The organism is Phaeobacter sp. LSS9, from assembly GCF_003443595.1.
GTDB classification, from domain to species: domain Bacteria; phylum Pseudomonadota; class Alphaproteobacteria; order Rhodobacterales; family Rhodobacteraceae; genus Phaeobacter; species Phaeobacter piscinae.
The window spans coordinates 2,514,536-2,539,658 of sequence record NZ_CP031956.1 but is presented as its reverse complement, the minus strand read 5'-3'; the positions used below and the strand labels follow the sequence as shown (position 1 = coordinate 2,539,658).

Here is a 25,123-nt window from a genome sequence, read left to right as displayed (position 1 = left end):
CCGCGACCATAAGGGGGACAACTGCTGTAATCAACCAAACCCGGTCAGGGAGAGCGTTTGTGACATATGATGACCTTATTCCGGTGATCCGCCGATTGGCGATCGAGGCCGGAGAGAAGATCATGGAGATCTACAACTCGGATGAATTCGAGGTGAAGGTGAAGTCGGACGAAAGCCCGGTCACCGCCGCCGATGAGGCTGCGGATGCACTGATCTCCGCAGGGCTGCGGGCAGCATTTCCGAATGTGATGCTGGTCACCGAAGAACAGGCCGACTCGCATAGCAAGAGCGGCGACACCTTCCTGATCGTTGACCCCTTGGATGGAACCAAGGAGTTCATCCATCGCCGTGGTGACTTCACCGTCAATATCGCGCTGGTCGAAAACGGCGTGCCGACTCGCGGTGTGGTCTATGCTCCGGCGCGGTCGCGAATGTTCTTCACCTTGGCGGATGGCTCTGCGGTTGAGGAAACCGGTGCGTTTGATCCCACCACGATGGGAGAGATCAAACCCATTCGCGTTGCAGATAGCGACAATGATGCATTGATGGTGGTTGCCTCCAAATCGCACCGCGATCAGGCGACTGATGACTACATCAATAAATATGCGGTGAAAGACAGCAAAAGCGCAGGCTCGTCGTTGAAGTTCTGTCTGGTCGCCACCGGGGAAGCCGATCTGTACCCACGGGTTGGCCGCACCATGGAATGGGACACCGCAGCTGGCCATGCCGTTCTGGGGGGCGCTGGTGGCCAGGTGGTGCGTTTCGATGACCACAGCCCACTCACCTATGGCAAGGAAGGATACGCAAATCCCTTCTTTATTGCCTATGCGCCGGGTGTGGAGCTGAAGAAAGCCTGATGTCCGTTCTGATTGTCATCCCCGCCCGTTTCGCCTCCACACGGTATCCTGGCAAGCCGCTTGTTGCCTTGACCGGTGCCAGCGGAGAAAGCCAAACGTTGATTGAACGATCCTGGCGCGCTGCCATGGCCGTCAATGGTGTCGACCGTGTGGTGGTGGCCACCGATGATGAGCGGATTCGTGATGCTGCGACAGGGTTCGGCGCCGAGGTGGTTATGACTTCCGAAAGCTGCGGCAACGGGACCGAGCGCTGTGCGGAGGCGCTAGCTAACCTCGGCGGGGATTACGAAATCGTGGTGAACCTGCAAGGGGACGCGCCGCTGACGCCGCATTGGTTTGTTGAAGATCTGATCTCAGGGCTGCGCGGTGCCCCTGACAAGGGGCTGGCAACACCGGTGTTGCGTTGCGATGGGGCGACACTGAACAGCCTGCTGGCCGACCGTAAGGCCGGTCGCGTCGGAGGCACCACCGCTGTGTTCGGGCGGGATAACAACGCGCTCTACTTCTCAAAGGAAGTGGTGCCGTTCACCTCCACGACGTATGAGGCCGATCAGGACACCCCGGTGTTCCATCACGTCGGGGTCTATGCCTATCGGCCAGACGCGCTGAGTGCTTATCCAGGGTGGCCTGTCGGTCCCTTGGAGACGCTGGAGGGGCTGGAGCAGCTGCGTTTTCTGGAGAACGGGCGCAAGATCCTCTGCGTTGAGGTTGAGGCGCGGGGACGTGAATTCTGGGAACTGAACAACCCCGAAGACGTGCCGTTGATTGAGGCGATGATGAAAAAGATGGGTCACAAATAGGCCTGAATTGTCGATAAAATGAAACATCTTATGGAAGGTCGTGAGCGAAACGTGACTGGGGGTATATTTTTTGAATTGCCTGCGGAATACTTGAGCCGGCCTTTCAAGGCAGGTTGTGTCACCAAATCGGCCACCACTGACGAACCGCATCAGAACGGTTTGGAAAATAGACAATGAGAGTGCGATATGCGTAGAAAAGTAACGAAGGCAATTTTTCCGGTGGCCGGTCTTGGAACGCGATTCCTGCCAGCCACCAAATCGGTTCCCAAAGAAATCATGACGCTGGTGGATCGTCCGCTGGTCCAATACGCCATTGATGAGGCGCGTGAAGCTGGGATCAAGGAATTCATCTTTGTCACCTCGCGTGGCAAAGGCGCGCTTGAGGACTATTTTGACCACTCGCCCATGCTCGAACAGGAGCTGCGCAAGAAGGGCAAGGACGACCTGCTGGATATTCTGAAGGCGACCAATATGGATTCCGGTGCGATTGCCTATATTCGTCAACATCAGGCGCTGGGCCTTGGCCATGCGGTGTGGTGTGCGCGTCGCCTGATTGCGAATGAGCCCTTTGCGGTGATCCTGCCAGACGACGTGATCGCGGCGGAAACGCCCTGCCTCAAGCAGATGGTGGAAGCCTATGAAGAAACCGGCGGCAATATGGTTGCGGCCATGGAGGTTCCGCCGGAGCAGACATCCTCCTATGGCGTGCTGGATGTGCGCGATGACATGGGATCGGTCGTGTCCGTGAATGGCATGGTCGAAAAACCCAAATCTGAAGAGGCGCCATCCAATCTGGCGGTGATTGGCCGCTATATTCTGGCGCCTTCTGTGCTGCGCAATCTCAACAAGAAGAAGCAGGGCGCTGGCGGTGAGATCCAGCTGACTGATGCGATTGCTGAAGACATTGCCGCTGATGTTCCAGTCTATGGCTACCGGTTCCGTGGTCAGCGATTTGACTGCGGGTCCAAGGCCGGCTTTTTGCAGGCGACGGTTGCCTTCGCGCTGGCGCGCGAGGAACTGCGTGATGATCTGATGTGCTATATCAATCAGATTGCCCAAGTCGATAAGGCGGCGCAATAAGACCTGCCACTTTGCTGCGATGGGCGAAGATTGGTGAGATGTGAATTTTGGGTGGCCGGGCAGCAACGTCCGGCCTTTTGATCAGGAAAACGCTGTTTTGACATATATTCTGGTGACCGGTGGGGCCGGCTATATCGGTTCCCACGCTTGCAAGGCACTGCGCGCGGCTGGGTTCACGCCCGTGACCTACGACAATCTGGTAACAGGCTGGCAGGATGCGGTGAAATTCGGTCCCTTTGAGAAGGGGGACCTGAGCGATCGCGCGCGACTGGACGAAGTATTTGCCAAGTATCAGCCTGCCGCGGTTATGCATTTCGCCGCCCTGAGCCAGGTCGGCGAAGCCATGAGTGAGCCGGGTCGCTACTGGGCCAATAATGTTGGTGGCTCCCTTACTTTGATCGAAGCGGCGGTAGCAGCCGGATGCCTTGATTTCGTCTTTTCCTCCACCTGTGCGACCTACGGTGAGCACGACAATGTGGTGCTGGACGAAAGCACGCCTCAGGTGCCTTTGAATGCCTACGGTGCCTCCAAACGCGCGGTTGAGGATATTCTGCGCGACTTTGGCGCGTCGCACGGGCTGCGCTCGGTGATTTTCCGGTATTTCAACGTGGCGGGTGCTGATCCGGAGGCTGAAGTGGGCGAATTCCATCGCCCCGAGACCCACCTGGTGCCGCTGGTTCTGGATGCGATTGACGGCAAGCGTGATGCGCTGACGATTTTCGGAACCGATTACGACACGCCGGATGGGACTTGCGTACGCGACTACGTGCATGTCTGCGATCTGGTCGATGCCCATGTTCTGGGTCTCAACTGGCTGAAAGATGGTAAGGGTAGTCAGGTCTTCAATCTGGGGACAGGCACCGGGTTTTCTGTGCGCGAAGTGATGGACAAGGCCGAAGCGACAACCGGCAAATCTGTGCCGCATTCCATCGGGCCGCGGCGTGCCGGGGATTGCACCAAACTGGTCTCAGGCTCTGTGCGGGCGGCAACGCTGCTGGGCTGGGAGCCGACTCGGTCCGACCTTGAGACGATGATTGCGGATGCCTGGGGCTGGCACAAAGCCGGCGCATACGAGCGCTAGGGTGACGGGGCCTGCTTTGGCTCCGGGCTCTGTGCCGCTGCCGGAGATTTCACTGGCGGCGGCCTATCGATTGAGATGGCAGCGCCGTCGGCTTCTCTGGCGGGCATTTCGGGCGCGTCACCAACTGCGCAGAGTGACGTATCATACCGCCATCCTGCCAGATAACGCGCTGATCGCCATCACAGTACTGCGGAACGAGGCGACGCGGATCCCCTTTTTCCTGCAATTTTACCGTGATCTGGGTGTTGATCACTTTCTGATCGTCGACAATGACAGTGGTGATGGGGGAGCGGAATATCTTGCCGCCCAGCCCGATGTCTCGCTCTGGCACACGACCGCCAGCTACCGAGATGCGCGGTTCGGTCTGGACTGGGCGACCTGGCTGCAGATCCGCCACGGTCACCGTCGTTGGTGCCTGAGCGTTGACGCAGATGAATTGCTGGTGTTTGGCGGTGATGTGCAACGCGGTTTGCGCGGATTGACCCATTGGCTGGACCGTCAAGGCAGGATTGGCTTTGGTGCCTTGATGCTGGATCTTTTCCCCAAGGGGCCGCTTGGAACGGTGAGTTACTCCCCCGGCGATGATCCCCGCACTGTGTTGCCGTGGTTTGATCCCGGTCCCTATCGCGCAGTACGTCAGGCACCGCGCGGCAATCTGTGGGTGCAGGGCGGCACGCGGGACCGGGTGTTTTTCGCTGCTGAGCCGCAGCGGGCACCGACGTTGAACAAAACCCCGTTGATCAAATGGGATCGCCGCTACGCCTACACCAATTCCACCCATGCGGCGCTGCCGCGACGGCTCAATGCGCTGTATGATGGACCGAATGGTGTGATGCCATCCGGGGTGCTTCTGCATAGCAAATTCCTGCCTGAGATCGCGGAGAAAGCGCGGATCGAAAAACAGCGCGGTCAGCACTTTGGCCAGCCGCATCAGTTCGAAGGTTACTATGATCAATTGGCGGCTGGCCCGGACCTGTGGCACGACAAGGCGCTGCGCTATGAGGGGCCAGATCAGCTTGAGGCGCTGGGGCTGGCCCGCGCCCCGGAGTGGGACGCGGATTGATGCTTAGCTGCGTTCGGCGTTTTGCTCATCGCGGCGCTGGCGTACCAGCTGGCGTTTGGTGACCAGCGAGGCAGTGACCACGCCAACGGTTACAATGGCGATCATGATCGTGGAAAGTGCGTTGATCTCCGGGCTGACCCCCAGCCGCACGGCTGAGAAAATCTTGATCGGCAGGGTCGTTGCGGCTGGACCGGAGGTGAATGACGCGATCACCAGATCGTCCAGTGACAGAGTAAAGGCCAAGAGCCAGCCAGAGATGACCGCAGGTGCGATGATCGGCAACGTCACAAGGCGGAATGCCTCAGCCGCGGAGCAGCCCAGATCCAGCGCGGCCTCTTCCAGCGACCGATCAAAGGTCACCAGCCGTGACGACACGACAACCGAGACGTAGCACATTGAAAAGGTCGTATGTGCCAGCACGATGGTCATCACGCCGCGATCCAGACCGATGCCGATGAACAGAAGCAGAAGCGACAGGCCGGTGATCACCTCTGGCATAACCAGCGGCGCATAGATCATGCCGGAAAACAGCGTACGGCCCAAAAACCGCCCGCCGCGCACCAGAACATAGGCCGCCATGGTGCCCAGAACCGTCGCGATGGTCGAGGACATCACGGCCACCTTCAGCGTTACCCAGGCCGCATTCAGAAACGCCTCGTTCTGCAACAATTCACCATACCATTTGACGGAGAACCCCGCCCACACGGTGACCAGTTTGCTTTCATTGAAGCTGAAGATGATCAGGATCACCATCGGGATATAAAGAAACGCAAACCCCAGTGTCAGCGAAACGGTGTTGAACCAGCTCAATCGGGTCATTGGTCCGCCTCCTGTTGTTTCTGCTGGTTGCGCTGGAACAGCACGATGGGCACGATCAGGATCAGCAGGAGTACAACCGCCACCGCTGAGGCCACCGGCCAATCACGGTTGGAGAAGAACTCTTCCCACAGCACCTTGCCGATCATCAGCGTATCAGATCCACCCAGCAGCGACGGGATCACGAATTCGCCCAGGGTCGGAATAAAGACGAGGAAACAGCCCGCGATGATACCTGCGCGGGACAGGGGAATAGTGACCAGCCAGAAGGCCTCCATGCGCGAGCACCCCAGATCTTCGGCGGCCTCAATGAGCGAGCCATCCAACCGTTCCAAAGCGGAGTAAATTGGCAGGATCATGAACGGCAGATAAGTGTAGACGATGCCGATATAGACAGCGGTATTGGTGTTCAGGATCGTCAGCGGTGTATCAATCAGCCCGGCCCATATCAGGAACTGATTCAAAAGGCCCTCGTTCGACAGGATTCCCATCCAGGCATAGACCCGGATCAGAAAGCTGGTCCAGAACGGCAGGATCACCAGCATCATCAGCGTTGGGCGCCATTCCGAAGGCGCGCGTGCCATGCCGTAGGCCATCGGATAGCCGACCAGCAACGTCAGAATTGTTGAGACGACCGCAATGCGCAGCGAGCTGAGGTAGGCTTTCCAGTAGAGATCATCCTCGGTGAGCCACGTGAAATTCTCAAAATCAAGATCCGCAAGGAAGGCGCCGATACCGGTGACCCAGTCGAACTGCGGCATATAGGGCGGGCGCGCAACGGCGGCATCCGACAGCGAGATTTTGAAGACGATGGCGAAGGGCACAAGAAACAGCGCCAATAGCCAGGCATAGGGTATGGCGATCAGGATGAAGCGGCGCATCAGTTCGCCAGCAGAACACCGGCGGTGGCTGTCCAGGACAGCCAGACCGGGTCTTCCCAGGTAAAGGCGCGGCGTGCAATGCGACGGGTATTGGCGGCCTGTGCCTTGATCACCGCGCCGGAGGGCAGCTCAACGTGATAGGTGGAGATATTGCCAAGGTAGGCGATATCCAGAATGCGACCCTGCACCGTGTTGTCAGCCTCCGCCGGGCGCTCTGCGCTGATCGTGACTTTCTCCGGGCGGATCGCCAGATGGCAGTCCTGCCCATCGGAGAAGGATGCCTGACTTTTGACCGTGAGCGGGGCGGCGCCGTCTTTCCAATTGACCGCGTATTGTTCGGGGCCGGTGGGGGTGGCCGTGCCGCCGATGATGTTCACATCGCCGATGAAATCCGCAACATACAGAGAATTTGGGGTCTCATAGATCCGGTCTGGCGTGGCCACCTGCACGATCCGGCCATTGTCCATCACCGCCACGCGGGAGGCGACAGTCATTGCCTCTTCCTGATCATGGGTGACAATGACAAAGGTGGTGCCGGTTTTCTCCTGAATATCCATCAGTTCAAACTGCGTATCCTGGCGCAGTTTTTTGTCGAGCGCGCCGAGCGGTTCATCCAGCAGCAGCAGTTTCGGAGCTTTTGCCAGCGACCGGGCCAAGGCAACCCGCTGACGTTGGCCACCGGAGATCTGGTGCGGTTTGCGACGGGCGAATTTCTCAAGCCGGGTCAGCCGCAGCATTTCCTGCACCCGTTCGGCGATGTCATGCTTGGGCTTATTCTCGCGCTTCAGTCCAAAGGCGATATTGTCCCAGACGCTCAGATGCGGAAACAGCGCGTAGGACTGGAACATCATATTCACCAACCGCTTATTCGGGGGGACCGGGGCAATATCCTGACCTGACAGGAAAATCTTGCCTTCGGTTGGGGTCTCAAACCCGGCAAGCATCCGCATCATTGTTGTTTTGCCACAGCCCGACGGGCCAAGCAGGGCAAAGAACTCTTTCTCGTAAATCCCGAGCGTCAGATCATCAATGGCGGTGAACTCGCCAAAGCGTTTGGTGACGTTCTGGAATTGGATCAGGGGCTTGGCCTCCGGATCGTTCCAGGGTTCAAAAACAGGAATGGTCACGCGAGCCCCCAATAATAGACACAGGTTGTGGAACGGGCACGGAACAGCTGCCGACGTCCCCAAAAGGTAAAACGCGGGGCACATACGATGCCCCGCGTGATCAGCAGTGCCGGATCAGGTCCCGGACTTGATCTTGGTCCACATGCGGGTGGCCTTACGCTGCACCTTGGGCGGATAGGCTTCTTTGATGTAGAGGTTTTTCAGGGTCTCTTCGCTTGGGTATATCGCGGGATCGCCGATCACATCTTCCTCAAGGAATTCCTGGCTCGCCTTGTTGCCATTGGCGTAATAGACATAGTTCGACGCCGCTGCCATATTCTCGGCTTCCATGATGAAATTCAGGAACTTATGCGCACCCTCCGGGTTTGGGGCATCCACGGGGATTGCCATCTGGTCGAACCACATCAACGCGCCTTCCTTGGGGGCGTTGAAGACGATTTCGACGCCGTTGTCGGCCTCATCCGCACGGTCACGCGCCTGTAGAATGTCGCCAGACCAGCCGAAGGCCACGCAGATATCGCCGTTTGCCAAGGCGTTGATGTATTCGGAGCTGTGGAATTTCTTCACATAAGGACGGATCGCCATCAGCACCGGCTCTGCCTTGGCCACCACATCGGGGTCCATGCTGTTGGGATCTTCGCCAATATACTTCAGCGCCGCTGGGATCATCTCATCAGGCGCATCCAGGAAGTAGACGCCACAATTGGCCAGTTTTTCCATGTTCTCCGGGTTGAACACCAGTTCAAGCGAGTCGATCGGTGCATCGGCCCCCAGCGCTTCCTCGACCTTGGCTGTGTTGGCGCCGATACCGGTGGTGCCCCACATGTAATTCACTGAATAGAGGTTGTCGGGGTCGTAACGGGCGGTGCGATCCTCGATCACATCCCACATATTGCCTGCGTTCGACAGTTTGCTCGCATCCAGCTTCTGGAACGCGCCGGCCTGGATCTGTCGCGCCAGGAAAGACCCGGTTGGGACAACCACGTCGTAGCCCGATCCGCCGGCCAGCATTTTGGTTTCCAACAGTTCGTTGCTGTCGAAGACGTCGTAAATAAGATCAATGCCGGTTTCGGTTTCGAATTTCTCCAGCAGATCTTCGTCGATATAGTCGGACCAGTTGTAAACGCGAACTTCTTCGGCGACGGCGGCCGCACTGCTCAGCGCCACGATGGCGGTCAATGTCATCGTCTTGAGTGTCATGAGTATCTCCCTGTGCGTGCCGGTTTCCGTGCCCGGCTGGTAAGGATTTGATCAAGTTTTGCCTCATTCGGCAATACTGTTTATGTTTTCACCTGGGAAAACTTGGTGCAAGCTGCCCAAAATTTAGGAGGGATTCCGAAGGTGAACCTGAGCCAACCAGACGCATCATCCGTCAGTCAGCCGACCGCGAAACTGCCGGCGCATGAAACCGTCTATCAGACCTTGCGCGGGCAGATCCTGTTTGGCGATCTGGCGCCGGGGCAGGCGGTGACCATCCAGGGCCTGGTCGAGTCGCTGGGGGCCGGCATGACGCCCGTACGAGAGGCGATCAGGCGGTTGATTTCTGACGGGGCGCTGGTGTTTCAGGGCAATCGGCGTGTCTCTGTCCCGATGCTGCGGGAAAGCGACCTGAGTGAGCTGATTTATGCAAGAAAAACAATTGAATGCCAGCTTGCGAGATTGGCGACAGAACGGGTCTCCCCAACGGATATCTCAGCCTTGGAAGCAATAGACACGGCCTTGGACCAGGCGATCTCTGCAGGGGATGTGGCGGGCTATCTGGTGCAGAACTACCAATTCCACACGCGGCTCTATGCCCATGCCGACGCGCCAATCCTTACAGATCTTGCGGATCGGCTCTGGCTGCGCTTTGGGCCGTCGCTGCGGGTGGTCTGCGGGCGGCTTGGCACCCAGAGCTTTCCTGATCGCCATAAAGACATTCTGGAGGCCCTACATCGCAAGGACGCAGATCTGGCCGCCTTGGCAATGGAACGAGATGTGGCTCAGGGGATGGATCAGGTGCGACAGGGGCTCACACAGGCCAGCTGATTCGATTGACATGGTAGAATTTGATCATATTCTGGGGCCAATCTCTTCTTTCAGGAGTCTGTCCCATGACTGCGATTACAAATCACCTGCCCACAGCCGAGCTTCAGGCGCTGGACGCGGCCCATCACATGCATCCTTTCACCGCCAATGGCGAGCTGGCTGAAAAAGGTGCGCGGATCATCACCCGCGCCCGTGGCGTCACGCTGACGGACAGCGAAGGGAATGAGATCCTGGATGCCATGGCCGGCCTCTGGTGCGTGAATATCGGCTATGGCCGTGACGAGCTGGCGGATGTCGCGGCGCGCCAGATGCGTGAGCTGCCGTATTACAACACCTTCTTTCAGACCACCCATGCGCCTGCTATCGCGCTGGCGGCGAAAATCGCTGAACTGGCGCCGGAGGGGCTGAACCATGTGTTCTTTGCCGGGTCAGGATCTGAGGCAAATGACACCAACATCCGCATGGTGCGCCACTATTGGGCGATGAAGGGCAAGCCGACGAAATCGGTGATTATCAGCCGCAAAAATGGCTATCATGGTTCCTCTGTTGGCAGTGGTAGCCTCGGCGGTATGACGGCGATGCATGAACAGGGTGGTCTGCCGATTCCGGATATCCATCATATCAATCAGCCGAACTGGTGGGCCGAAGGCGGCGATATGTCGGCTGAAGACTTCGGTCTCGCTCGGGCGCAAGAGCTGGAGCAGGCAATTCTTGAACTGGGCGAAGATCGCGTTGCGGCGTTTATTGCCGAACCGGTACAGGGTGCCGGCGGTGTGATTGTCCCTCCGGCAACCTATTGGCCGGAAATCCAGCGCATCTGTGACAAATACGAAATCCTGCTGATTGCAGATGAGGTGATCTGCGGGTTTGGGCGGACTGGCAATTGGTTTGGTAGCCAGACTGTGGGCATTCGTCCTGATATCATGACAATCGCCAAGGGGCTGTCCTCGGGCTATGCGCCGATTGGCGGCTCGATTGTCAGCGATGAGATCGCGTCGGTAATCGGATCCGGCGAATTCAATCACGGATACACCTATTCGGGTCACCCGGTGGCGGCGGCTGTTGCGCTCGAAAACCTGCGTATCCTGGAAGAGGAAGACATCGTTGGCCATGTGCGCGATGTGGCCGCGCCTTATCTCAAGGAAAAATGGGAGGCGCTGGCAGACCATCCGCTGGTGGGGGAGGCCAAGATTGTCGGCATGATGGGGTCTATCGCGCTAACTCCGAACAAGACGACACGTGCGGCGTTTGCTGCTGAGGGCGGCACGGTGGGGTATATTTGCCGTGAGCGCTGTTTTGCCAACAATCTGGTGATGCGCCATGTCGGTGACCGGATGATCATCTCGCCGCCGCTGGTCATCACGCCGGAGGAGATCGACACGCTCATCGCGCGGGCGCGTCAATCCCTCGATGAATGCTATGCGGCCTTGCAGGAACAGGACATGCTGCACAGCGCCTGACATCAGGCTTGGTACTGACTGAAGAGGGCGCCAGTTCCAGCTTGGGACTGGCGCCCTTATTATGTCTGCGAATCCGTTTCGCGTAGTCAAATTCATCTATTGAAGTGTTTCCGGTAACGGTTTGCCGTGTTCAATCACGGCGTGCATGGATAGATTTTCCATTTGATCTGGGTGCGGACAATTGTCGTTTTTCAGCACTGGCCCGTCGTAAAACATACCGTCAACCGCACTGTCGGCCCTAAGGTAAATTGCAGAGATGATCCGGACGATCCGGTTGCGCACCAACACTCGGGTGTGCTTACATCGCGACAGAAGTGCAGAGCCAATCTGCCGAACCAAACCAGGGAGCCTCACTTGGCTGATGCGTCAAACACGAGCGCGTTCGTTGAATTCGAACGCGTGCAGAAGAGTTATGACGGCGAGAACCTCGTTGTCAAAGATCTGAACCTCACCATGCCGAAAGGCGAATTTTTGACAATGCTGGGCCCGTCCGGTTCGGGTAAGACGACCTGCCTGATGATGCTGGCGGGGTTCGAGACTGCGACCCATGGTGATATCCGGCTGGGCGGCGTCTCGATCAACAATATCCCACCCCACAAGCGCGGCATCGGGATGGTGTTTCAGAATTACGCGCTGTTCCCCCATATGACCATTGCCGAAAACCTCAGCTTTCCGCTGGAGGTTCGCAACATGGGCAAATCCGAGCGTGAGCAGAAAGTGAAGCGCGCGCTTGATATGGTGGAGATGGGCGCCTTCGGGGGCCGTCGGCCGGCCCAATTGTCCGGTGGTCAGCAACAGCGGGTCGCCCTGGCACGGGCACTGGTGTTTGAACCGGAACTGGTTCTGATGGACGAACCGCTGGGGGCGCTGGACAAGCAGCTGCGGGAAAAGATGCAGTTCGAAATCACCCATCTGGCACATCAGTTGGGCATCACCACGGTTTACGTGACGCACGACCAGACCGAAGCGCTTACCATGTCGGATCGCGTCGCTGTCTTCAACGACGGCCGTATCCAGCAGCTGGCGCCGCCGGATCAGTTGTATGAAGAACCGTCCAACAGTTTCGTTGCGCAGTTCATCGGCGAGAACAACACGCTGGAAGGCACTGTCAAAGAGGTCAACAACGGTATCGCGCTGGTGCAGCTGGACGATGGCGAGTTGATTGACTGCAAACCGATCAATGTGTCCAAGCCAGGTGAACGGACCCGTGTTTCGATCCGTCCCGAACGTGTCGAATACAATAAGGACCGGATGCAGGAAGGCGCTCATACGCTGAAAGCGGAAGTGCTGGAATTCATCTACATGGGCGATATTTTCCGCACCCGACTGCGGGTTGCCGGCAATGATGAGTTCATCATCAAAACCCGTAACGCCCCCGATCAGGAACGGCTGAAGCCCGGTCAGCAGATCGAAATCGGCTGGCTGCCTGAAGATTGCCGCGCGTTGGACGCCTAAGCCTCCACGCGTGCCCGAACCCCCGGCAGTGAACGACCGGGGGACGACGATCAAGACAAATAATAATTTCAACAAGGAGTAGAGTGTCTATGAAACTCACCAAACTGACTGCCCTGGCGGCCACCACGGCGTTGTGTGCGCCGATGGCAATGGCTGCCGATATGGCCAACGAAATGACCATCGTGTCCTGGGGCGGCGCCTATCAGGAAAGCCAGCTGAAGGCATATGTCGAACCTTATCAGGAGATGCACCCTGATCTGAAAGTGATCTGGGACGAAAGCTCGGCTGAAGCGACCGCAAAAATGCGCGCCATGACCGAAGCGGGCAATGTGACCTGGGATCTGGTCGACGTCGTTGCCTCCGACGCCATGCGTATGTGCGACGAAGGTCTGGCCGCTGAGCTGGATCACGACGAAGTGCTGGCTGCGGCGCCCGATGGCACCCCCGCAAGCGAAGACTTCGGCGAGCTGATCGTCAGCGACTGCTTTGTCCCGCAGATTGTGTATTCGACCACCTTCGGCTACCGCATGGACAAAGTGGGTGACACCCCGCCGTCCTCCATCTGCGATATCTTTGACACTGCAAAATATCCGGGCAAGCGCGCCCTGCAGAAGCGTCCGATCGACAACGTTGAATGGGCTCTCTACTGCGACGGCGTTGCCAAGGACGAGATCTATGATGTGCTGGGCACCGATGAGGGTGTGGAGCGCGCGCTGGCCAAGCTGGACAGCATCAAGGATCAGGTTGTCTGGTGGACTGCCGGTGCCGAGACGCCTCAGCTGCTGGCTGACGGTGAAGTTGTGATGGGCTCGACCTTTAACGGTCGTCTGTTCTCCGCAATCGCTGAGCAAAACCAGCCAATCGACATGCTGTGGGACATGCAGTCCTTTGACCTCGATGGTTGGATCGTGCCTGCTGACCTGCCCGAAGATCGCAAGGCTCGCGTGATGGACTTCCTGAAGTTCGCCACCGACACCCAGCGTCTGGCTGATCAGGCGAAATTCATCTCCTATGGTCCGGCACGTGCATCGTCGGCACCGCTGGTTGGTAAGCACGCCGTTCTGGGTATCGATATGGCGCCGCACATGCCGACCGATCCGGCAAATGCCGGCAACGTGCATGTCTATGACTACGAATGGTGGGCCGATAACCGCGATGATCTGGACGCAAAATTCCAGGCATGGCTGGCCAAGTAATCTGTTCCTGAACAGACACTGACATCATCGGGAAAGGGCTGTGTGCCTGGCGCACGGCCCTTTCTCCACCAACAAAAAATTCCGACGGGGGCTCCTACCCATGAGCGATACCACCCACACCGGACCGGTCCTGGCCGCCGATGGCACGCCGCTGAAGCGTAGCCTGGCCCGAGCTCTCCGGATGCAGAAAATCCGCGCCCTGATGTTGATCGCGCCGCTTCTGCTGTTTGTTCTTCTGACCTTCATTCTCCCGATTGCCGACATGTTGTTCCGCTCGGTTGAGAATAGGATCGTCTCTGATACCTTGCCCAAGACCGTGGTTGCGCTCCAGGACTGGGATGCAAATTCGGGCGTGACGCCGGATGAGGCGATATTCGCGGCGCTGGCTGCTGACCTTCAGGTGGCCGCGCAGGAAAAAACCCATACCCGTGTCGGTTCGCGTCTGAACTACGAAAACCCAGGTATCTCCTCGCTGTTCCGCAAGGCTGGGCGCAAGGTCAAGCGCTGGGATCTGGCTGAGGATGGCCCGTTCAAGGAGCAGTTCCTCAAAATCGACGAAGATTGGGCCGATCCCGAGGTCTGGCGCACCATTCAGACCTATTCCGGCGCCTATACCAACGGGTACTTCCTGAATGCTGCCGATTTCCAGAAAGGTGCCGAAGGGGCTGAACTGCGACCGGAAAACGAACGCATCTATGGCACGCTGTTCTTGCGCACCCTGATCATGTCGCTGGCGATCACTGTGAGCTGTATTATCCTGGGCTATCCGGTGGCCTGGATCTTGGCGAATTTGCCGTCGCGTACCGCAAACCTGCTGATGATCCTGGTACTCCTGCCGTTCTGGACATCGCTGCTGGTGCGAACCTCCGCCTGGAAAGTCATGTTGCAGCAGCAAGGTGTTATCAACGATACGCTGGTCTGGTTGGGACTGGTTGCAGATGACGCACGTCTGGTGATGATCAACAACCAGTTCGGCACGATTGTGGCGATGACCCACATCCTGCTGCCGTTCATGATCCTGCCGATGTATTCTGTTATGCAAACGATCAACCCCTCCTATCTGCGCGCGGCCAAATCTCTGGGCGCGACCAATTGGACCGCTTTCTGGCGGGTCTATTTCCCGCAGTCGGTGCCGGGTATCGGTGCGGGGTCGATCCTCGTGTTCATTCTGGCGATTGGTTACTACATCACGCCGGAGCTGGTTGGCGGCACCAAGGGTGTCTTCATCTCCAACCGGATTGCCTTCCACATCTCGCAATCGCTCAACTGGGGTCTTGCTGCGGCACTTGGCAGTATTCTGCTGGTCGTCGTCCTCGCGCTCTACTGGGCCTATGACAAGATTGTCGGCATCGACAACGTGAAACTGGGATAAGACACATGGCTTTGACACCTGTTGAAAACCAAACTCCCGGTTTTGTCGCGCTTGTTGCGGCTGCTGCCGGGGCCTTCTTTGGCCTCTTCGTGGGGACCGCCCAAGGCTCCGGGCTTCTCGGGGTTCTGATTGGGGCGGCTCTTGTCGGCGGGCTTGGATTTGCCCTCGCCGGGATGCGCGATCAGGAGCGGCCGATCCGCTGGGTCCTGATCGCAGCCTTCGCTGTTGCGGGCTTCGTGATGGGCGGTCTGCCGGCCGCCGTGATGGGGCTCCTGTTCGGCGCTTTTGTCGGCTGGTTCATTTTCTGGCTCTCGACATCGCGCTACCGCGTGCATCTGGCGCCATATCTCACTCCGGGGCAGGTGCTGTGGCACTATACGTTCCGGGTGATTTGTGGGGCGATCTTCATTTTCCTGATTACGCCGATTCTGGTGGTGATGCCGCTGTCGTTCAACGCGCAGGACTTCTTCACCTTTACGCCGGAAATGATCCGCTTCGATCCTGAAGGCTATTCGCTGAAACACTACCGCGATTTCTTCACCAACGCGGATTGGCAGCAGGCGATGTGGAACTCCATCAAGATCGCACCGATGGCGACCATCCTGTCGGTGGGCTTCGGCACGCTTGCCGCGATTGGCCTCAGCCAACCGCATGTGCCGTTCCGTCGCGCCATCATGGCCATTCTGATCTCGCCCATGATCGTGCCGCTGATCATTTCGGCTGCGGGTATGTATTTCTTCTACAGCCGGATTGGCCTGCAGGGGACATATTTTGGTGTGGTTCTGGCCCATGCGGCATTGGGGATTCCCTTTGTGATCATCACTGTGACTGCGACGCTGGTTGGTTTTGATCGCTCGCTCACACGGGCTGCGGCGAATATGGGGGCTGGTCCTGTGACCACCTTCTTCCGCGTGCAGATGCCCCTGATCCTGCCCGGCGTGATTTCCGGCGGTCTGTTTGCCTTCATCACCTCGTTTGATGAGGTTGTTGTCGTGCTCTTTGTCGGCTCGGCCGGACAGAAGACGTTGCCCTGGCAGATGTTTATCGGTCTGCGCGAACAGATTTCTCCCACCATTCTGGCGGTGGCGACCATTCTTGTTGTGGTCTCGATCTGTCTGCTCACAGTGGTCGAGATGCTGCGTCGTCGTTCCGAACGCTTGCGTGGAATGAGCCCGAGCTAAGACATATGTCACCCAATGAAAAGGCCCCGGTGTAAACCGGGGCCTTTTGCGTTTCGGGGGCTGGGATCAGAGACGTTCGATTGCCAGAGCAATGCCCTGACCGCCACCGATGCACATGGTGATGAGCCCTTTGGAGCCACCGATGCGCTCCAATTCATAAAGTGTCTTCAGCGTGATGATCGCACCGGTCGCACCGACAGGATGGCCAAGCGCGATGGCACCGCCATTCGGGTTCACCTTCGCAGGATCCAGCCCCAGCTCCTTGTTTACAGAAAGCGCCTGCGCCGCAAAGGCTTCGTTTGATTCGATGACATCGAAATCAGAGGCGGACAATCCGGTTTTCTTCAGCAGGTTCTGCACAGCGGGAACCGGGCCAATGCCCATGACCTCGGGGCGGACACCGGCATGCGCGTAGCCCAAAATGCGCGCTTTGGGCTTCAGCCCCGCCTTCTGCGCTGCCTCGGCGGTGGCCATGACGATGGCGGCTGCGCCGTCGTTGATACCGCTGGCATTGCCGGCCGTGACACGACCGTCCTTTTTGAACACAGCTTTCAGCCCGCCCAATGTCTCCAGCGTGCTGGCTTTGGGGTGTTCATCCACCTCAAACGGGACCATGTCCCGCTTTACCTTCACTTCAACCGGGGTGATCTGGCTGGCGAAATATCCGGCCTCAATCGCCGCGGCTGCACGGGTCTGGCTGGTGAGAGCAAATTCATCCATCTGGGCGCGGGTAATGTCATGTTCATCCGCGACGTTTTCCGCCGTCACCCCCATGTGACCGGTGCCGAACGGGCAGTTCAGCGCGCCCAGCATCATGTCGAGGGCCCGCGCATCACCCATTTTCTGACCCCAGCGCGCGCTTGGCACGATAAAGGGGCTGCGCGACATGTTTTCGGCACCACCGGTAAGGGCAAATTCCGCATCGCCCAGCATGAGGGACTGGATGCCGGAGACAATCGCCTGCGCGCCAGATCCACAAAGCCGGTTGACGCTCATAGCTGGCGTGCCGTTGGGGATGCCGGCCTGCATCGCCGCCACGCGGCTCAGGTACATGTCGCGGGGTTCGGTGTTGATCACATGGCCAAAGACCACATTGCCGATCTGTTCGGGCGCGACGCCGGAGCGCTCCATTGCGGCCTTGGAGGCCACGGTTGCCAGATCAATCGGCGTGGTGCCGGCAAGCGACCCGCCAAAGGTGCCGATGGCGGTGCGGGCGCCATCCAGGATCACGATATCGGTCATTTCTCTCTCCTCATAGGTTTGGCGCAGAGTATGCAGATGCAGCATGGCCTGTCCCGCAGAACGTGCCGTCAAAACATGACGGCCGTGCCACGGCGTCTGTTTGACAAATAGGTCGTAAAGGCGCAGTGATTCCGTCATGACGGAACATGTAGACGATATCCTAACCTTGCTGCCTGCCCGCCTGAAAGAGGCGCGCCGGGCCCAGGGTCTCAGTCTTGAGGCGGTGGCGAATCTCTCTGGGGTGAGCCGCTCTATGGTGAGCCAGATTGAACGCGGTGAAAGCTCCCCGACGATTGCGACCCTATGGAATTTGACGCGCGCGCTTCAGGTTGATTTTGCCGGGCTGTTGGACAGCAATGAGGCGCAGGACAGTATTGAAATCCTGCGCGATGGCGATGTCCCGTCGATTGAAAATATGGGCGAGGGGTGCCTGATCCGCATTCTGTCCCCGCCGGAAGACGCTGGTGGCCACGAGGTCTACGACATCCGGCTCAAGGATGGCGGCGCCCTGAACAGTCAGCCGCACGGGCGGGGGACGGTTGAACATGTAACCGTGCTGGAAGGGGCCGTGGCGCTCACCTCCGGCAGTGCAACCGATCGGCTGCATGCAGGGGATACCGCACGATACGCCGCAGATGTGACCCATTCGATTGCAGCATTGGGCGGTGCGGCCCGCGTTTTCCTGATCGTGAAAAACGCATGACGCAAGTTTGTCGCGGGGATTGTCCATTTTGACGGATATACATCCGCTATCCTGAAATCTCCTATTTCGGAAATCCATCCGTTATGCTAGAATCCTGACTCGAAAGAGAAGGAGTTCCCGCATGTCTACTGATTTTCTGACCGACATCTCCAAGACCCTAGAAGAGATCAAAGCCGATGGTCTCTACAAGCGGGAACGAATGATCACCTCCCCTCAGGGGGGCGAAATCCGGGTTGGGGATGCTGAGGTCATCAACCTTTGTGCCAACAATTACCTGGGCTTGGCAGACCATCCCGATCTGATCGCGGCTGCTCGTGGCGTGATGGATGACAAGGGTTTTGGCATGGCCTCCGTTCGCTTCATCTGTGGCACCCAGGATATTCACCGGGAGCTGGAGCAGCGTCTGGCCAAATTCCTGGGCAAGGATGACGCGATCCTGTTCGCGGCCTGTTTCGACGCCAATGGCGGGTTGTTTGAGCCGCTGTTGGGGCCGGAGGATGCGATCATCTCCGACAGTTTGAACCATGCCTCGATCATCGACGGCATCCGCCTGTGCAAGGCGAAGCGCTATCGTTACCTGAACAGCGACATGAACGACCTTGAGGCCTGGCTGAAACAGGCCCGCGAGGATGGCGCGCGGCATATCATGATCGCCACCGACGGGGTGTTCTCGATGGATGGTTATCTGGCAAAACTGCCTGAGATCCGCGCGCTGGCGGACAAATATGATGCCATCGTGATGGTGGATGACTGCCATGCCACCGGCTTCATGGGCGCCACTGGTGCAGGTACGCCGGAGCATTTCGGGGTGGATGTGGATATTGTCACCGGAACATTGGGCAAAGCACTTGGGGGGGCCATTGGCGGTTATATCGCCGGGCCGCAGCCAGTGATCGACCTCCTGCGGCAGCGGGCGCGGCCCTATTTGTTCTCCAATTCGCTGCCGCCATCCATTGTGGCCGCCGGGCTGGAGGCGATCCGGCTGGTGGAAGAAGGGAACGACCTGCGGGCGCAGCTGTTTGAGAATGCGCGCTACTGGCGTGCTGGGCTGGAAAAGCTGGGCTTTGACCTCCTGCCGGGTGAGCATCCGATCATCCCTGTGATGCTGGGCGAGGCACAGCTGGCGCAGGATATGGCCTCCCGGCTGTTTGACGAGGGTGTCTATGTCTCCGGCTTCTTCTTCCCGGTGGTGCCGCGCGGCCAGGCCCGCATCCGCACGCAGATGAATGCGGCGCTGACGCGGGACGATCTGGACCGCGCATTGGCTGCTTTTGGCACGGTCGGCAAGGAGTTGGGGATCGTGTCATGAGCCTGCCCAATACGATGAAAGCGCTGGAGAAGAGCCATCCGCAGGAAGGCCTCTGGATGGTGCAGGCGCCGGTGCCGGAGATCGGTCCGGACGAGGTGCTGATCAAGATCAGAACCACCGGCATCTGTGGCACGGACATTCATATCTGGAACTGGGACGAATGGGCTGCCCATACGGTGCCGGTCCCGATGATCACCGGTCATGAATTCGCGGGCGAGATTGTCGAGATTGGCCGCAATGTCACCGATCTGGCGGTTGGGCAGCGCTGCTCGGGCGAGGGGCATCTGATCCAGACGGATTCGCGCCAGTCCCGGGCGGGCAAGTTCCACCTGGATCCCGGCACCCGCGGCATCGGTGTGAATGAGCAGGGCGCGTTTGCGCAGTACCTGAAGCTGCCGGCCTTCAACGTGGTGCCGCTGCCGGAGGAGATCCCGGATGAACTTGGTGCCATCCTCGACCCGCTGGGGAATGCTGTCCACACGGCGCTCAGCTTTGATCTTCTGGGTGAAGATGTGCTGATCACCGGGGCTGGTCCGATTGGTATTATGGCGGCTGCGGTGGCGCGGCATGCCGGCGCGCGGCACGTGGTGATCACCGACATCAACCCAGACCGGCTGGCGCTAGCGCAGCACGTGGTGCCGACCGTGCGCGCGGTGAATGTCGCACAGGAGGATCTGCAGGACGTGGTGCACGACCTCGGCATGAAGCAGGGTTTTGACGTCGGGCTGGAGATGTCCGGGTCGCAGGCGGCGCTGGATCAGATGGTGGAGGCGCTGGTGATGGGTGGAAAAATTGCCCTGCTGGGCATTCCGCCCGGCAAATCTCCCGTTGATTGGTCGCGCATCGTGTTCAAGGCGATTACCATCAAAGGCGTCTATGGCCGCGAGATGTTCGAGACCTGGTACAAGATGATCGCAATGTTGCAGAACGGGCTGGATGTGAGCCGGGTGATCACCCATCGGTTTGATGTCGAGGATTTCGCGGAAGGTTTCACCGCAATGAAGTCCGGCCGCAGCGGCAAAGTCGTGCTGCACTGGCCCTGATAGGCTAGGGTGACCGAGTTCGGGCCTGTGAGCGCTGCGATCTTATGGTGCCTCACGCGGGCATTTTGACATGCGATCTATCCGGTCACATCCACAGCTTTACCGTTTCCGGATGTTGACCGAGGCAACACGGTATATATGTCTAGCCAGATGATAGAGACAGCCGACATAAAAGACCGCTTGATCGCGCAGGCGCTGGCGGAGGGGTTTGTGGCGTGCCGGATCTGCCGCCCGTCCGATGTACCCGAGGTGCCCGACCGGCTGCAGGCGTTTCTGGATGCGGGGTATCATGGCCAGATGGGCTGGATGGAGGAACGCAGCCATTGGCGTGGCGACCCAGCCCAGCTTTGGCCGGAGGCACGCTCGGTGATCATGCTTGCCGAAAGCTATACGCCTGATGTCGATCCCATGGACATTGTCGGCCAGGCAGATCGGGCAGCGATTTCGGTCTATGCGCGCAACAAGGACTACCATGATCTGGTGAAAAAGCGCCTGAAGCGTCTGGCCCGTTGGCTGATTGCGGAAGCCGCGCGTGCCGGTGATACTGCCGAGGTCAAGGTCTTTGTCGACACCGCGCCGGTGCCTGAGAAACCGTTGGGGCAGGCGGCAGGTCTTGGTTGGCAAGGGAAACACACCAATCTGGTGAGCCGGGACTGGGGCAACTGGGCCTTCATAGGCTCTGTTTTCACGACGCTCGAGCTTCCTGCCGATACTGCTGAACCTGATCACTGCGGCTCGTGCCGGTCCTGCCTGACCGCCTGTCCGACCGATGCCTTCCCGGCGCCCTATCAGCTGGATGCGCGGCGTTGCATCTCCTATCTGACGATTGAGCATAAGGGGCCCATCGATGAGGAGCTGCGCGGCAAACTGGGCAACCGGATCTATGGCTGTGACGATTGTCTTGCGGCCTGCCCTTGGAACAAATTTGCCGTGGCTGCGAGTGACATCCGTTATGAGGCGCGCCCGGAATTCAACGCGCCCAAGCTGGCGGAACTGGCCGCTCTCGATGATCCGGGCTTCCGCGCGCTGTTTTCCGGCTCTCCGATCAAGCGGATCGGCCGGGACCGGTTTGTGCGAAACGTGCTTTATGCGATCGGGAATTCCGGTCTGCCCATGCTGCGCCCAACAGCAGAAACCTTGACCGAAGATCCTGATCCCACCGTGGCAGATGCTGCCCGTTGGGCCGTTCAGCGACTGACGTGACGCAAACAGGATGGATTGGCGGCAGGGCTGCGCTAAACCGGTGACCAAGACCAAAGAGATGGTGAAGGGAGAACGGCCATGGCGCTTTTGCTTGGGGTCGATACAGGCGGCACCTATACGGATGCGGTTCTGATCCGCGATGATCGCGATGTGCTGGCCAAGGCCAAGGCGCTGACCACCCGGCAGGATCTGGCCATCGGCGTGGGGGAGGCGGTTGCCGCAGTGCTGACAGAGGCTGCGGTGGAACCGGGAGAGATTGCGCTGGCAGCGCTGTCCACAACGCTGGCGACCAATGCGCTGGTGGAGGGGCAGGGAGGGCGCGTCGCGCTGATCTATATCGGCTTTGGTGAGGCGGATCTGGATCGCCACGGTCTGCGTGAGGCGCTGAAGGGTGACCCGGCGCTGGTTCTGGCTGGCGGACACAGCCATTCCGGCAGTGAGGCAGCGCCGCTGGACACAGGGGCGCTCCGCGCGTTTCTGCAACGGGAGGCGGCCTCGGTCAGCGGGTTTGCCATTGCCGGTCAGTTTGCGACCCGCAACCCCGCCCATGAGCTGGAGGTCGCCCGCATTATTACTGAGGAAACCGGCGTTCCCGTCACCTGTTCGCATCAACTGTCCGCACGGCTGAACGGGCCGAAACGCGCATTGACGGCGGTTCTGAATGCGCGGCTGATCGGGATGATTGACCGGTTGATCGGGCGCGCTGAGACGCGTCTGGCTGACCTTGGGATCACAGCGCAGATGATGGTGGTGCGCGGCGATGGCGCTCTGATGTCCTCAGCGCAGGCACGTGCGCGCCCGATTGAGACAATCCTCAGCGGCCCGGCGGCATCCCTTGTCGGCGCCCGCTGGTTGACCGGTGTCGATAGCGCGCTGGTCAGCGATATTGGCGGCACCACCACCGATGTCGCGTTGATCGAAAATGGGAAACCCAAGATTGATCCGGCAGGCGCTCAGGTCGGTGGGTTCCGCACCATGGTAGAGGCCGTGGCGATGCGCACCAGCGGTCTGGGCGGCGACAGTCAGGTGCATCCGGTTGCGGCGGGGCTGAGCGGCGGCGTCAGCCTTGGGCCGCGCCGGGTGCTGCCGGTGTCCTTGATCGCGACGATGGCGTCGGATGTGGTGCATGCCGCGCTGGATACGCAATTGCGCGCTGCCACTGTCGGTGAATACGATGGTCGCTTTGTGCGCGCCATTCCCGGCCAGCACTCTCTGGGTCTCAGCGACAGGGAGGCCCGGGTGTTGGACCGGATCGGAGACCAGACACATCCCTTGGGTGCCGTGCTACAGACCCGCATTGAGCAGGGCGCGCTGATGCGATTGGTGGATCGGGGGTTGGTGCAGGTGGCCGGGGTCACGCCGTCAGATGCCAGCCATGTGCTTGGGCGTCTGTCCAGTTGGGACAGTGCGGCGGCTGAGAAGGCGCTGACGTTGTTTGCCCGCCGCCGGGTCGGATCCGGGGATCGTCTGGCACCGGATGCGGAGACATTGGCGCAGATGATCGTTGATCAGATGACTGAACAGACCTCTATGACCCTGTTAGAGACTGCATTTGCGGAAGAGAGCACTCCCTTTGGGCCGCCACCGGATCAGCTTGCGCGCCATGTTCTGATGCAGCGCGGGCTGACCGGACATCAAGGGCTTGTGGCCATCAAGGCAGGACTGAATGTGGATGTCGTGGGCCTTGGCGCCTCCGCGCCCAGCTATTACCCTGCTGTCGGGTCCCGCCTTCACTGCCGGATGATCTTGCCGGATCATGCCGGTGTCGCCAATGCCATCGGGGCGGTGGTGGGCCGCATCACCATGCGGCGCAGTGGCACCGTCACCGCGTCGGAGGAGGGCCGATATCGGGTTCATCTGGAGCACGGCCCGGAGGATTTCGCGGGCTCGGAGGAGGCTCTTTTTCGTCTAGAAACCGAATTGCGCGCGGAGGCCAGTGCCGCGGCGGAGGCTGCGGGTGCGCAGGATATCTCCATCCAGGTGGACCGTGATATTCGCGTTGCCGAGGTGGAGGCGCGGCAGGTGTTTGTCGAGGCGTTCCTGACGGTAGAGGCCAGCGGTCGCCCGCGTATTGCACAGGGTTAACCACCACCGCTGACCACCGCCTTAACGCAGAAGGCCCCGCCAGATGACGGGGCCTTTGTGGTTCAGGGCTGCCCGATACGGGCGGTTTACTCGGCAGCAGTCTCGCTGCGCTTGGGCAGGACCCAATCGGGACGGGCAAAATGGCAGGTATAGCCGTTGGGCTGCCGCTCCAGATAGTCCTGATGCTCGGGCTCCGCTTCCCAGAAATCACCAACCGGCTCGACCTCTGTGACCACCTTGCCGGGCCACAGCCCCGAGGCATCGACATCAGCGATGGTGTCTTCGGCAATCGCCTTCTGGTGGGCATCCACATAGTAGATCGCGGAGCGATAGCTCATGCCGAGGTCATTGCCCTGCTGATTGACCGTGGTAGGATCATGGATCTGAAAAAAGAACTCCAGCAGCGCGCGGTAACTGGTTTGGCTGGGATCAAACATGATCTCAATCGCCTCGGCATGGGTGCCGTGGTTCCTGTAGGTCGCATTGGGCACATCGCCGCCGGAGTAACCGACGCGGGTGCTGATGATGCCCGGGCGCTTGCGGATCAGGTCCTGCATGCCCCAGAAACACCCACCGGCCAGGACGGCACGTTCAGTCGTGCTGCTCATCTTCTATCCTCCACTTGATCTATATAATCGCCGTAGCCTTCTGCCCGCATGTCGTCCAGATGCACGAACCGCAGGGAGGCTGAATTGATGCAGTAACGCAGGCCGCCACGGTCTGCCGGACCGTCCGGGAACACATGCCCCAAATGGCTGTCCCCATGGGTCGAGCGAACCTCGGTGCGGATCATGCCAAGGGTCCGGTCCTCCAGCTCCTGCACATGGGCAGGCTCAATGGGCTTGGTGAAACTCGGCCAGCCGCAGCCGGATTCATATTTGTCGGCAGAGGCAAACAGCGGCTCGCCAGAAACGATATCGACATAGATACCGGGTTCCTTGTTGCCGAGCAGCTTGCCGGTGCCGGGGCGTTCCGTACCGGCGTTTTGGGTGACGTAGAATTCTTCTTCCGAGAGGGCCGCAATGGCGTCCGGGTCTTTGGAATAGCTGCGCATCATGTCCTCCGATCGTGCTTGTGTTGCTGTAAATGGGGTCGTTCGGGGCAAAAGCAAAGCTGTATTTCAGCGGCTCGCGATTGCGTG

The 25,123-nt window shown here is 59.2% G+C and carries 23 protein-coding genes; 16 read left to right on the top strand and 7 right to left on the bottom strand.

What is annotated here, in order from left to right:
• Positions 1 to 59: 59 nt before the first annotated feature.
• The 5 genes from cysQ (at position 60) to D1820_RS12200 (ending at position 4,881) form a co-directional block, all read left to right on the top strand.
• Positions 60 to 857, top strand: coding sequence for a 3'(2'),5'-bisphosphate nucleotidase CysQ (cysQ, locus tag D1820_RS12220; RefSeq protein WP_118069263.1), 798 nt, complete (start codon positions 60 to 62; stop codon positions 855 to 857).
• Positions 857 to 1,657 carry a 3-deoxy-manno-octulosonate cytidylyltransferase gene (locus D1820_RS12215; protein ID WP_118069262.1) on the top strand — a complete coding sequence of 267 codons (801 nt, stop codon included), beginning with the start codon at positions 857 to 859 and terminating at the stop codon, positions 1,655 to 1,657. Before cysQ ends, D1820_RS12215 begins: the two co-directional genes overlap by 1 nt.
• 186 nt (positions 1,658 to 1,843) lie before the next feature.
• Complete coding sequence (gene galU, locus D1820_RS12210; RefSeq protein ID WP_040175230.1) at positions 1,844 to 2,737, top strand: UTP--glucose-1-phosphate uridylyltransferase GalU; 894 nt, start codon at positions 1,844 to 1,846, stop codon at positions 2,735 to 2,737.
• 97 nt (positions 2,738 to 2,834) lie between these two features.
• The gene (gene galE, locus D1820_RS12205; protein WP_102898301.1) at positions 2,835 to 3,818 is read left to right on the top strand and encodes a UDP-glucose 4-epimerase GalE; all 984 of its coding nucleotides are present in this window, start codon (positions 2,835 to 2,837) and stop codon (positions 3,816 to 3,818) included.
• 1 nt (position 3,819) lies between these two features.
• Complete coding sequence (locus tag D1820_RS12200) at positions 3,820 to 4,881, top strand: glycosyltransferase family 2 protein (RefSeq protein WP_118069261.1); 1,062 nt, start codon at positions 3,820 to 3,822, stop codon at positions 4,879 to 4,881.
• Between the two features lie 3 nt (positions 4,882 to 4,884).
• Here the strand turns inward: D1820_RS12200 and D1820_RS12195 are convergent, their stop codons facing one another.
• From D1820_RS12195 to D1820_RS12180, 4 genes are all read right to left on the bottom strand, one after another.
• On the bottom strand, positions 4,885 to 5,700 hold the full coding sequence (locus tag D1820_RS12195) for an ABC transporter permease (protein WP_014876330.1): 816 nt from the start codon (positions 5,698 to 5,700) through the stop codon (positions 4,885 to 4,887).
• On the bottom strand, positions 5,697 to 6,578 hold the full coding sequence (locus D1820_RS12190) for an ABC transporter permease subunit (RefSeq protein ID WP_040178925.1): 882 nt from the start codon (positions 6,576 to 6,578) through the stop codon (positions 5,697 to 5,699). The genes D1820_RS12195 and D1820_RS12190 overlap by 4 nt, the downstream gene beginning before the upstream one ends.
• Positions 6,578 to 7,705: an ABC transporter ATP-binding protein gene (locus D1820_RS12185; RefSeq protein WP_040175237.1), complete on the bottom strand. Its 1,128-nt coding sequence runs from the start codon at positions 7,703 to 7,705 to the stop codon at positions 6,578 to 6,580. The genes D1820_RS12190 and D1820_RS12185 overlap by 1 nt, the downstream gene beginning before the upstream one ends.
• Before the next feature lie 114 nt (positions 7,706 to 7,819).
• The gene (locus D1820_RS12180; RefSeq protein WP_118069260.1) at positions 7,820 to 8,905 is read right to left on the bottom strand and encodes a polyamine ABC transporter substrate-binding protein; all 1,086 of its coding nucleotides are present in this window, start codon (positions 8,903 to 8,905) and stop codon (positions 7,820 to 7,822) included.
• A 141-nt stretch (positions 8,906 to 9,046) separates the two neighbouring features.
• Here D1820_RS12180 and D1820_RS12175 point away from each other — a divergent pair, with 141 nt between their 5' ends.
• The 6 genes from D1820_RS12175 (at position 9,047) to D1820_RS12150 (ending at position 16,397) form a co-directional block, all read left to right on the top strand.
• Entirely contained in the window at positions 9,047 to 9,733 is a 687-nt protein-coding gene (locus D1820_RS12175; RefSeq protein ID WP_205521380.1) for a GntR family transcriptional regulator, read from the top strand.
• Positions 9,734 to 9,798: 65 nt separating this feature from the next.
• Positions 9,799 to 11,193: an aspartate aminotransferase family protein gene (locus D1820_RS12170; protein WP_118069258.1), complete on the top strand. Its 1,395-nt coding sequence runs from the start codon at positions 9,799 to 9,801 to the stop codon at positions 11,191 to 11,193.
• A 354-nt stretch (positions 11,194 to 11,547) separates the two neighbouring features.
• On the top strand, positions 11,548 to 12,648 hold the full coding sequence (locus tag D1820_RS12165) for an ABC transporter ATP-binding protein (protein WP_024098818.1): 1,101 nt from the start codon (positions 11,548 to 11,550) through the stop codon (positions 12,646 to 12,648).
• A gap of 89 nt (positions 12,649 to 12,737) precedes the next feature.
• Positions 12,738 to 13,844 carry an extracellular solute-binding protein gene (locus D1820_RS12160; RefSeq protein WP_096872917.1) on the top strand — a complete coding sequence of 369 codons (1,107 nt, stop codon included), beginning with the start codon at positions 12,738 to 12,740 and terminating at the stop codon, positions 13,842 to 13,844.
• Positions 13,845 to 13,944: 100 nt separating this feature from the next.
• Positions 13,945 to 15,216: an ABC transporter permease gene (locus D1820_RS12155; RefSeq protein ID WP_096872916.1), complete on the top strand. Its 1,272-nt coding sequence runs from the start codon at positions 13,945 to 13,947 to the stop codon at positions 15,214 to 15,216.
• A 5-nt stretch (positions 15,217 to 15,221) separates the two neighbouring features.
• On the top strand, positions 15,222 to 16,397 hold the full coding sequence (locus D1820_RS12150; RefSeq protein WP_040175251.1) for an ABC transporter permease: 1,176 nt from the start codon (positions 15,222 to 15,224) through the stop codon (positions 16,395 to 16,397).
• Positions 16,398 to 16,463: 66 nt separating this feature from the next.
• On the opposite strand, the gene D1820_RS12145 is transcribed toward D1820_RS12150, so the two are convergent.
• A complete protein-coding gene (locus tag D1820_RS12145; RefSeq protein WP_118070184.1) occupies positions 16,464 to 17,639 on the bottom strand; it encodes an acetyl-CoA C-acyltransferase family protein in 1,176 nt (391 codons plus the stop codon).
• Between the two features lie 136 nt (positions 17,640 to 17,775).
• On the opposite strand from D1820_RS12145, the gene D1820_RS12140 reads away from it, so the two are divergent.
• The 5 genes from D1820_RS12140 to D1820_RS12120 all read left to right on the top strand — a co-directional run bounded on the left by D1820_RS12140 (position 17,776) and on the right by D1820_RS12120 (position 23,982).
• Positions 17,776 to 18,342, top strand: a complete 567-nt coding sequence (locus D1820_RS12140) for a helix-turn-helix domain-containing protein (RefSeq protein ID WP_014881477.1) — start codon at positions 17,776 to 17,778, stop codon at positions 18,340 to 18,342.
• A gap of 121 nt (positions 18,343 to 18,463) precedes the next feature.
• Positions 18,464 to 19,651 (top strand): glycine C-acetyltransferase, encoded by a 1,188-nt coding sequence (locus D1820_RS12135; RefSeq protein ID WP_118069257.1) that lies wholly within the window; start codon positions 18,464 to 18,466, stop codon positions 19,649 to 19,651.
• Between the two features lie 14 nt (positions 19,652 to 19,665).
• Complete coding sequence (gene tdh / locus D1820_RS12130; RefSeq protein WP_118070182.1) at positions 19,666 to 20,694, top strand: L-threonine 3-dehydrogenase; 1,029 nt, start codon at positions 19,666 to 19,668, stop codon at positions 20,692 to 20,694.
• 150 nt (positions 20,695 to 20,844) lie between these two features.
• Entirely contained in the window at positions 20,845 to 21,897 is a 1,053-nt protein-coding gene (queG, locus tag D1820_RS12125) for a tRNA epoxyqueuosine(34) reductase QueG (protein ID WP_118069256.1), read from the top strand.
• Between the two features lie 78 nt (positions 21,898 to 21,975).
• Positions 21,976 to 23,982, top strand: coding sequence for a hydantoinase/oxoprolinase N-terminal domain-containing protein (locus D1820_RS12120; protein WP_118069255.1), 2,007 nt, complete (start codon positions 21,976 to 21,978; stop codon positions 23,980 to 23,982).
• Positions 23,983 to 24,068: 86 nt separating this feature from the next.
• Here the strand turns inward: D1820_RS12120 and msrA are convergent, their stop codons facing one another.
• Together msrA and msrB are read right to left on the bottom strand one after the other, a co-directional pair.
• Positions 24,069 to 24,590: a peptide-methionine (S)-S-oxide reductase MsrA gene (gene msrA / locus D1820_RS12115; protein ID WP_118069254.1), complete on the bottom strand. Its 522-nt coding sequence runs from the start codon at positions 24,588 to 24,590 to the stop codon at positions 24,069 to 24,071.
• Positions 24,587 to 25,036, bottom strand: a complete 450-nt coding sequence (gene msrB, locus D1820_RS12110; RefSeq protein ID WP_014876313.1) for a peptide-methionine (R)-S-oxide reductase MsrB — start codon at positions 25,034 to 25,036, stop codon at positions 24,587 to 24,589. Before msrB ends, msrA begins: the two co-directional genes overlap by 4 nt.
• Between the last annotated feature and the right edge of the window lie 87 nt (positions 25,037 to 25,123).

What these genes read in the sequence shown, in the direction of transcription:
- D1820_RS12190 (WP_040178925.1), bottom strand. Translation starts at nt 6,578, where the DNA reads ATGCGCCGCTTCATCCTGATCGCCATACCCTATGCCTGGCTATTGGCG.
- D1820_RS12140 (WP_014881477.1), top strand. Translation starts at nt 17,776, where the DNA reads ATGACGGAACATGTAGACGATATCCTAACCTTGCTGCCTGCCCGCCTG.
- msrB (WP_014876313.1), bottom strand. Translation starts at nt 25,036, where the DNA reads ATGCGCAGCTATTCCAAAGACCCGGACGCCATTGCGGCCCTCTCGGAA.
- D1820_RS12160 (WP_096872917.1), top strand. Translation starts at nt 12,738, where the DNA reads ATGAAACTCACCAAACTGACTGCCCTGGCGGCCACCACGGCGTTGTGT.
- queG (WP_118069256.1), top strand. Translation starts at nt 20,845, where the DNA reads ATGATAGAGACAGCCGACATAAAAGACCGCTTGATCGCGCAGGCGCTG.
- tdh (WP_118070182.1), top strand. Translation starts at nt 19,666, where the DNA reads ATGAAAGCGCTGGAGAAGAGCCATCCGCAGGAAGGCCTCTGGATGGTG.
- D1820_RS12215 (WP_118069262.1), top strand. Translation starts at nt 857, where the DNA reads ATGTCCGTTCTGATTGTCATCCCCGCCCGTTTCGCCTCCACACGGTAT.
- D1820_RS12170 (WP_118069258.1), top strand. Translation starts at nt 9,799, where the DNA reads ATGACTGCGATTACAAATCACCTGCCCACAGCCGAGCTTCAGGCGCTG.
- galU (WP_040175230.1), top strand. Translation starts at nt 1,844, where the DNA reads ATGCGTAGAAAAGTAACGAAGGCAATTTTTCCGGTGGCCGGTCTTGGA.
- D1820_RS12145 (WP_118070184.1), bottom strand. Translation starts at nt 17,639, where the DNA reads ATGACCGATATCGTGATCCTGGATGGCGCCCGCACCGCCATCGGCACC.
- D1820_RS12150 (WP_040175251.1), top strand. Translation starts at nt 15,222, where the DNA reads ATGGCTTTGACACCTGTTGAAAACCAAACTCCCGGTTTTGTCGCGCTT.
- D1820_RS12135 (WP_118069257.1), top strand. Translation starts at nt 18,464, where the DNA reads ATGTCTACTGATTTTCTGACCGACATCTCCAAGACCCTAGAAGAGATC.
- D1820_RS12120 (WP_118069255.1), top strand. Translation starts at nt 21,976, where the DNA reads ATGGCGCTTTTGCTTGGGGTCGATACAGGCGGCACCTATACGGATGCG.
- D1820_RS12195 (WP_014876330.1), bottom strand. Translation starts at nt 5,700, where the DNA reads ATGACCCGATTGAGCTGGTTCAACACCGTTTCGCTGACACTGGGGTTT.
- D1820_RS12155 (WP_096872916.1), top strand. Translation starts at nt 13,945, where the DNA reads ATGAGCGATACCACCCACACCGGACCGGTCCTGGCCGCCGATGGCACG.
- D1820_RS12180 (WP_118069260.1), bottom strand. Translation starts at nt 8,905, where the DNA reads ATGACACTCAAGACGATGACATTGACCGCCATCGTGGCGCTGAGCAGT.
- msrA (WP_118069254.1), bottom strand. Translation starts at nt 24,590, where the DNA reads ATGAGCAGCACGACTGAACGTGCCGTCCTGGCCGGTGGGTGTTTCTGG.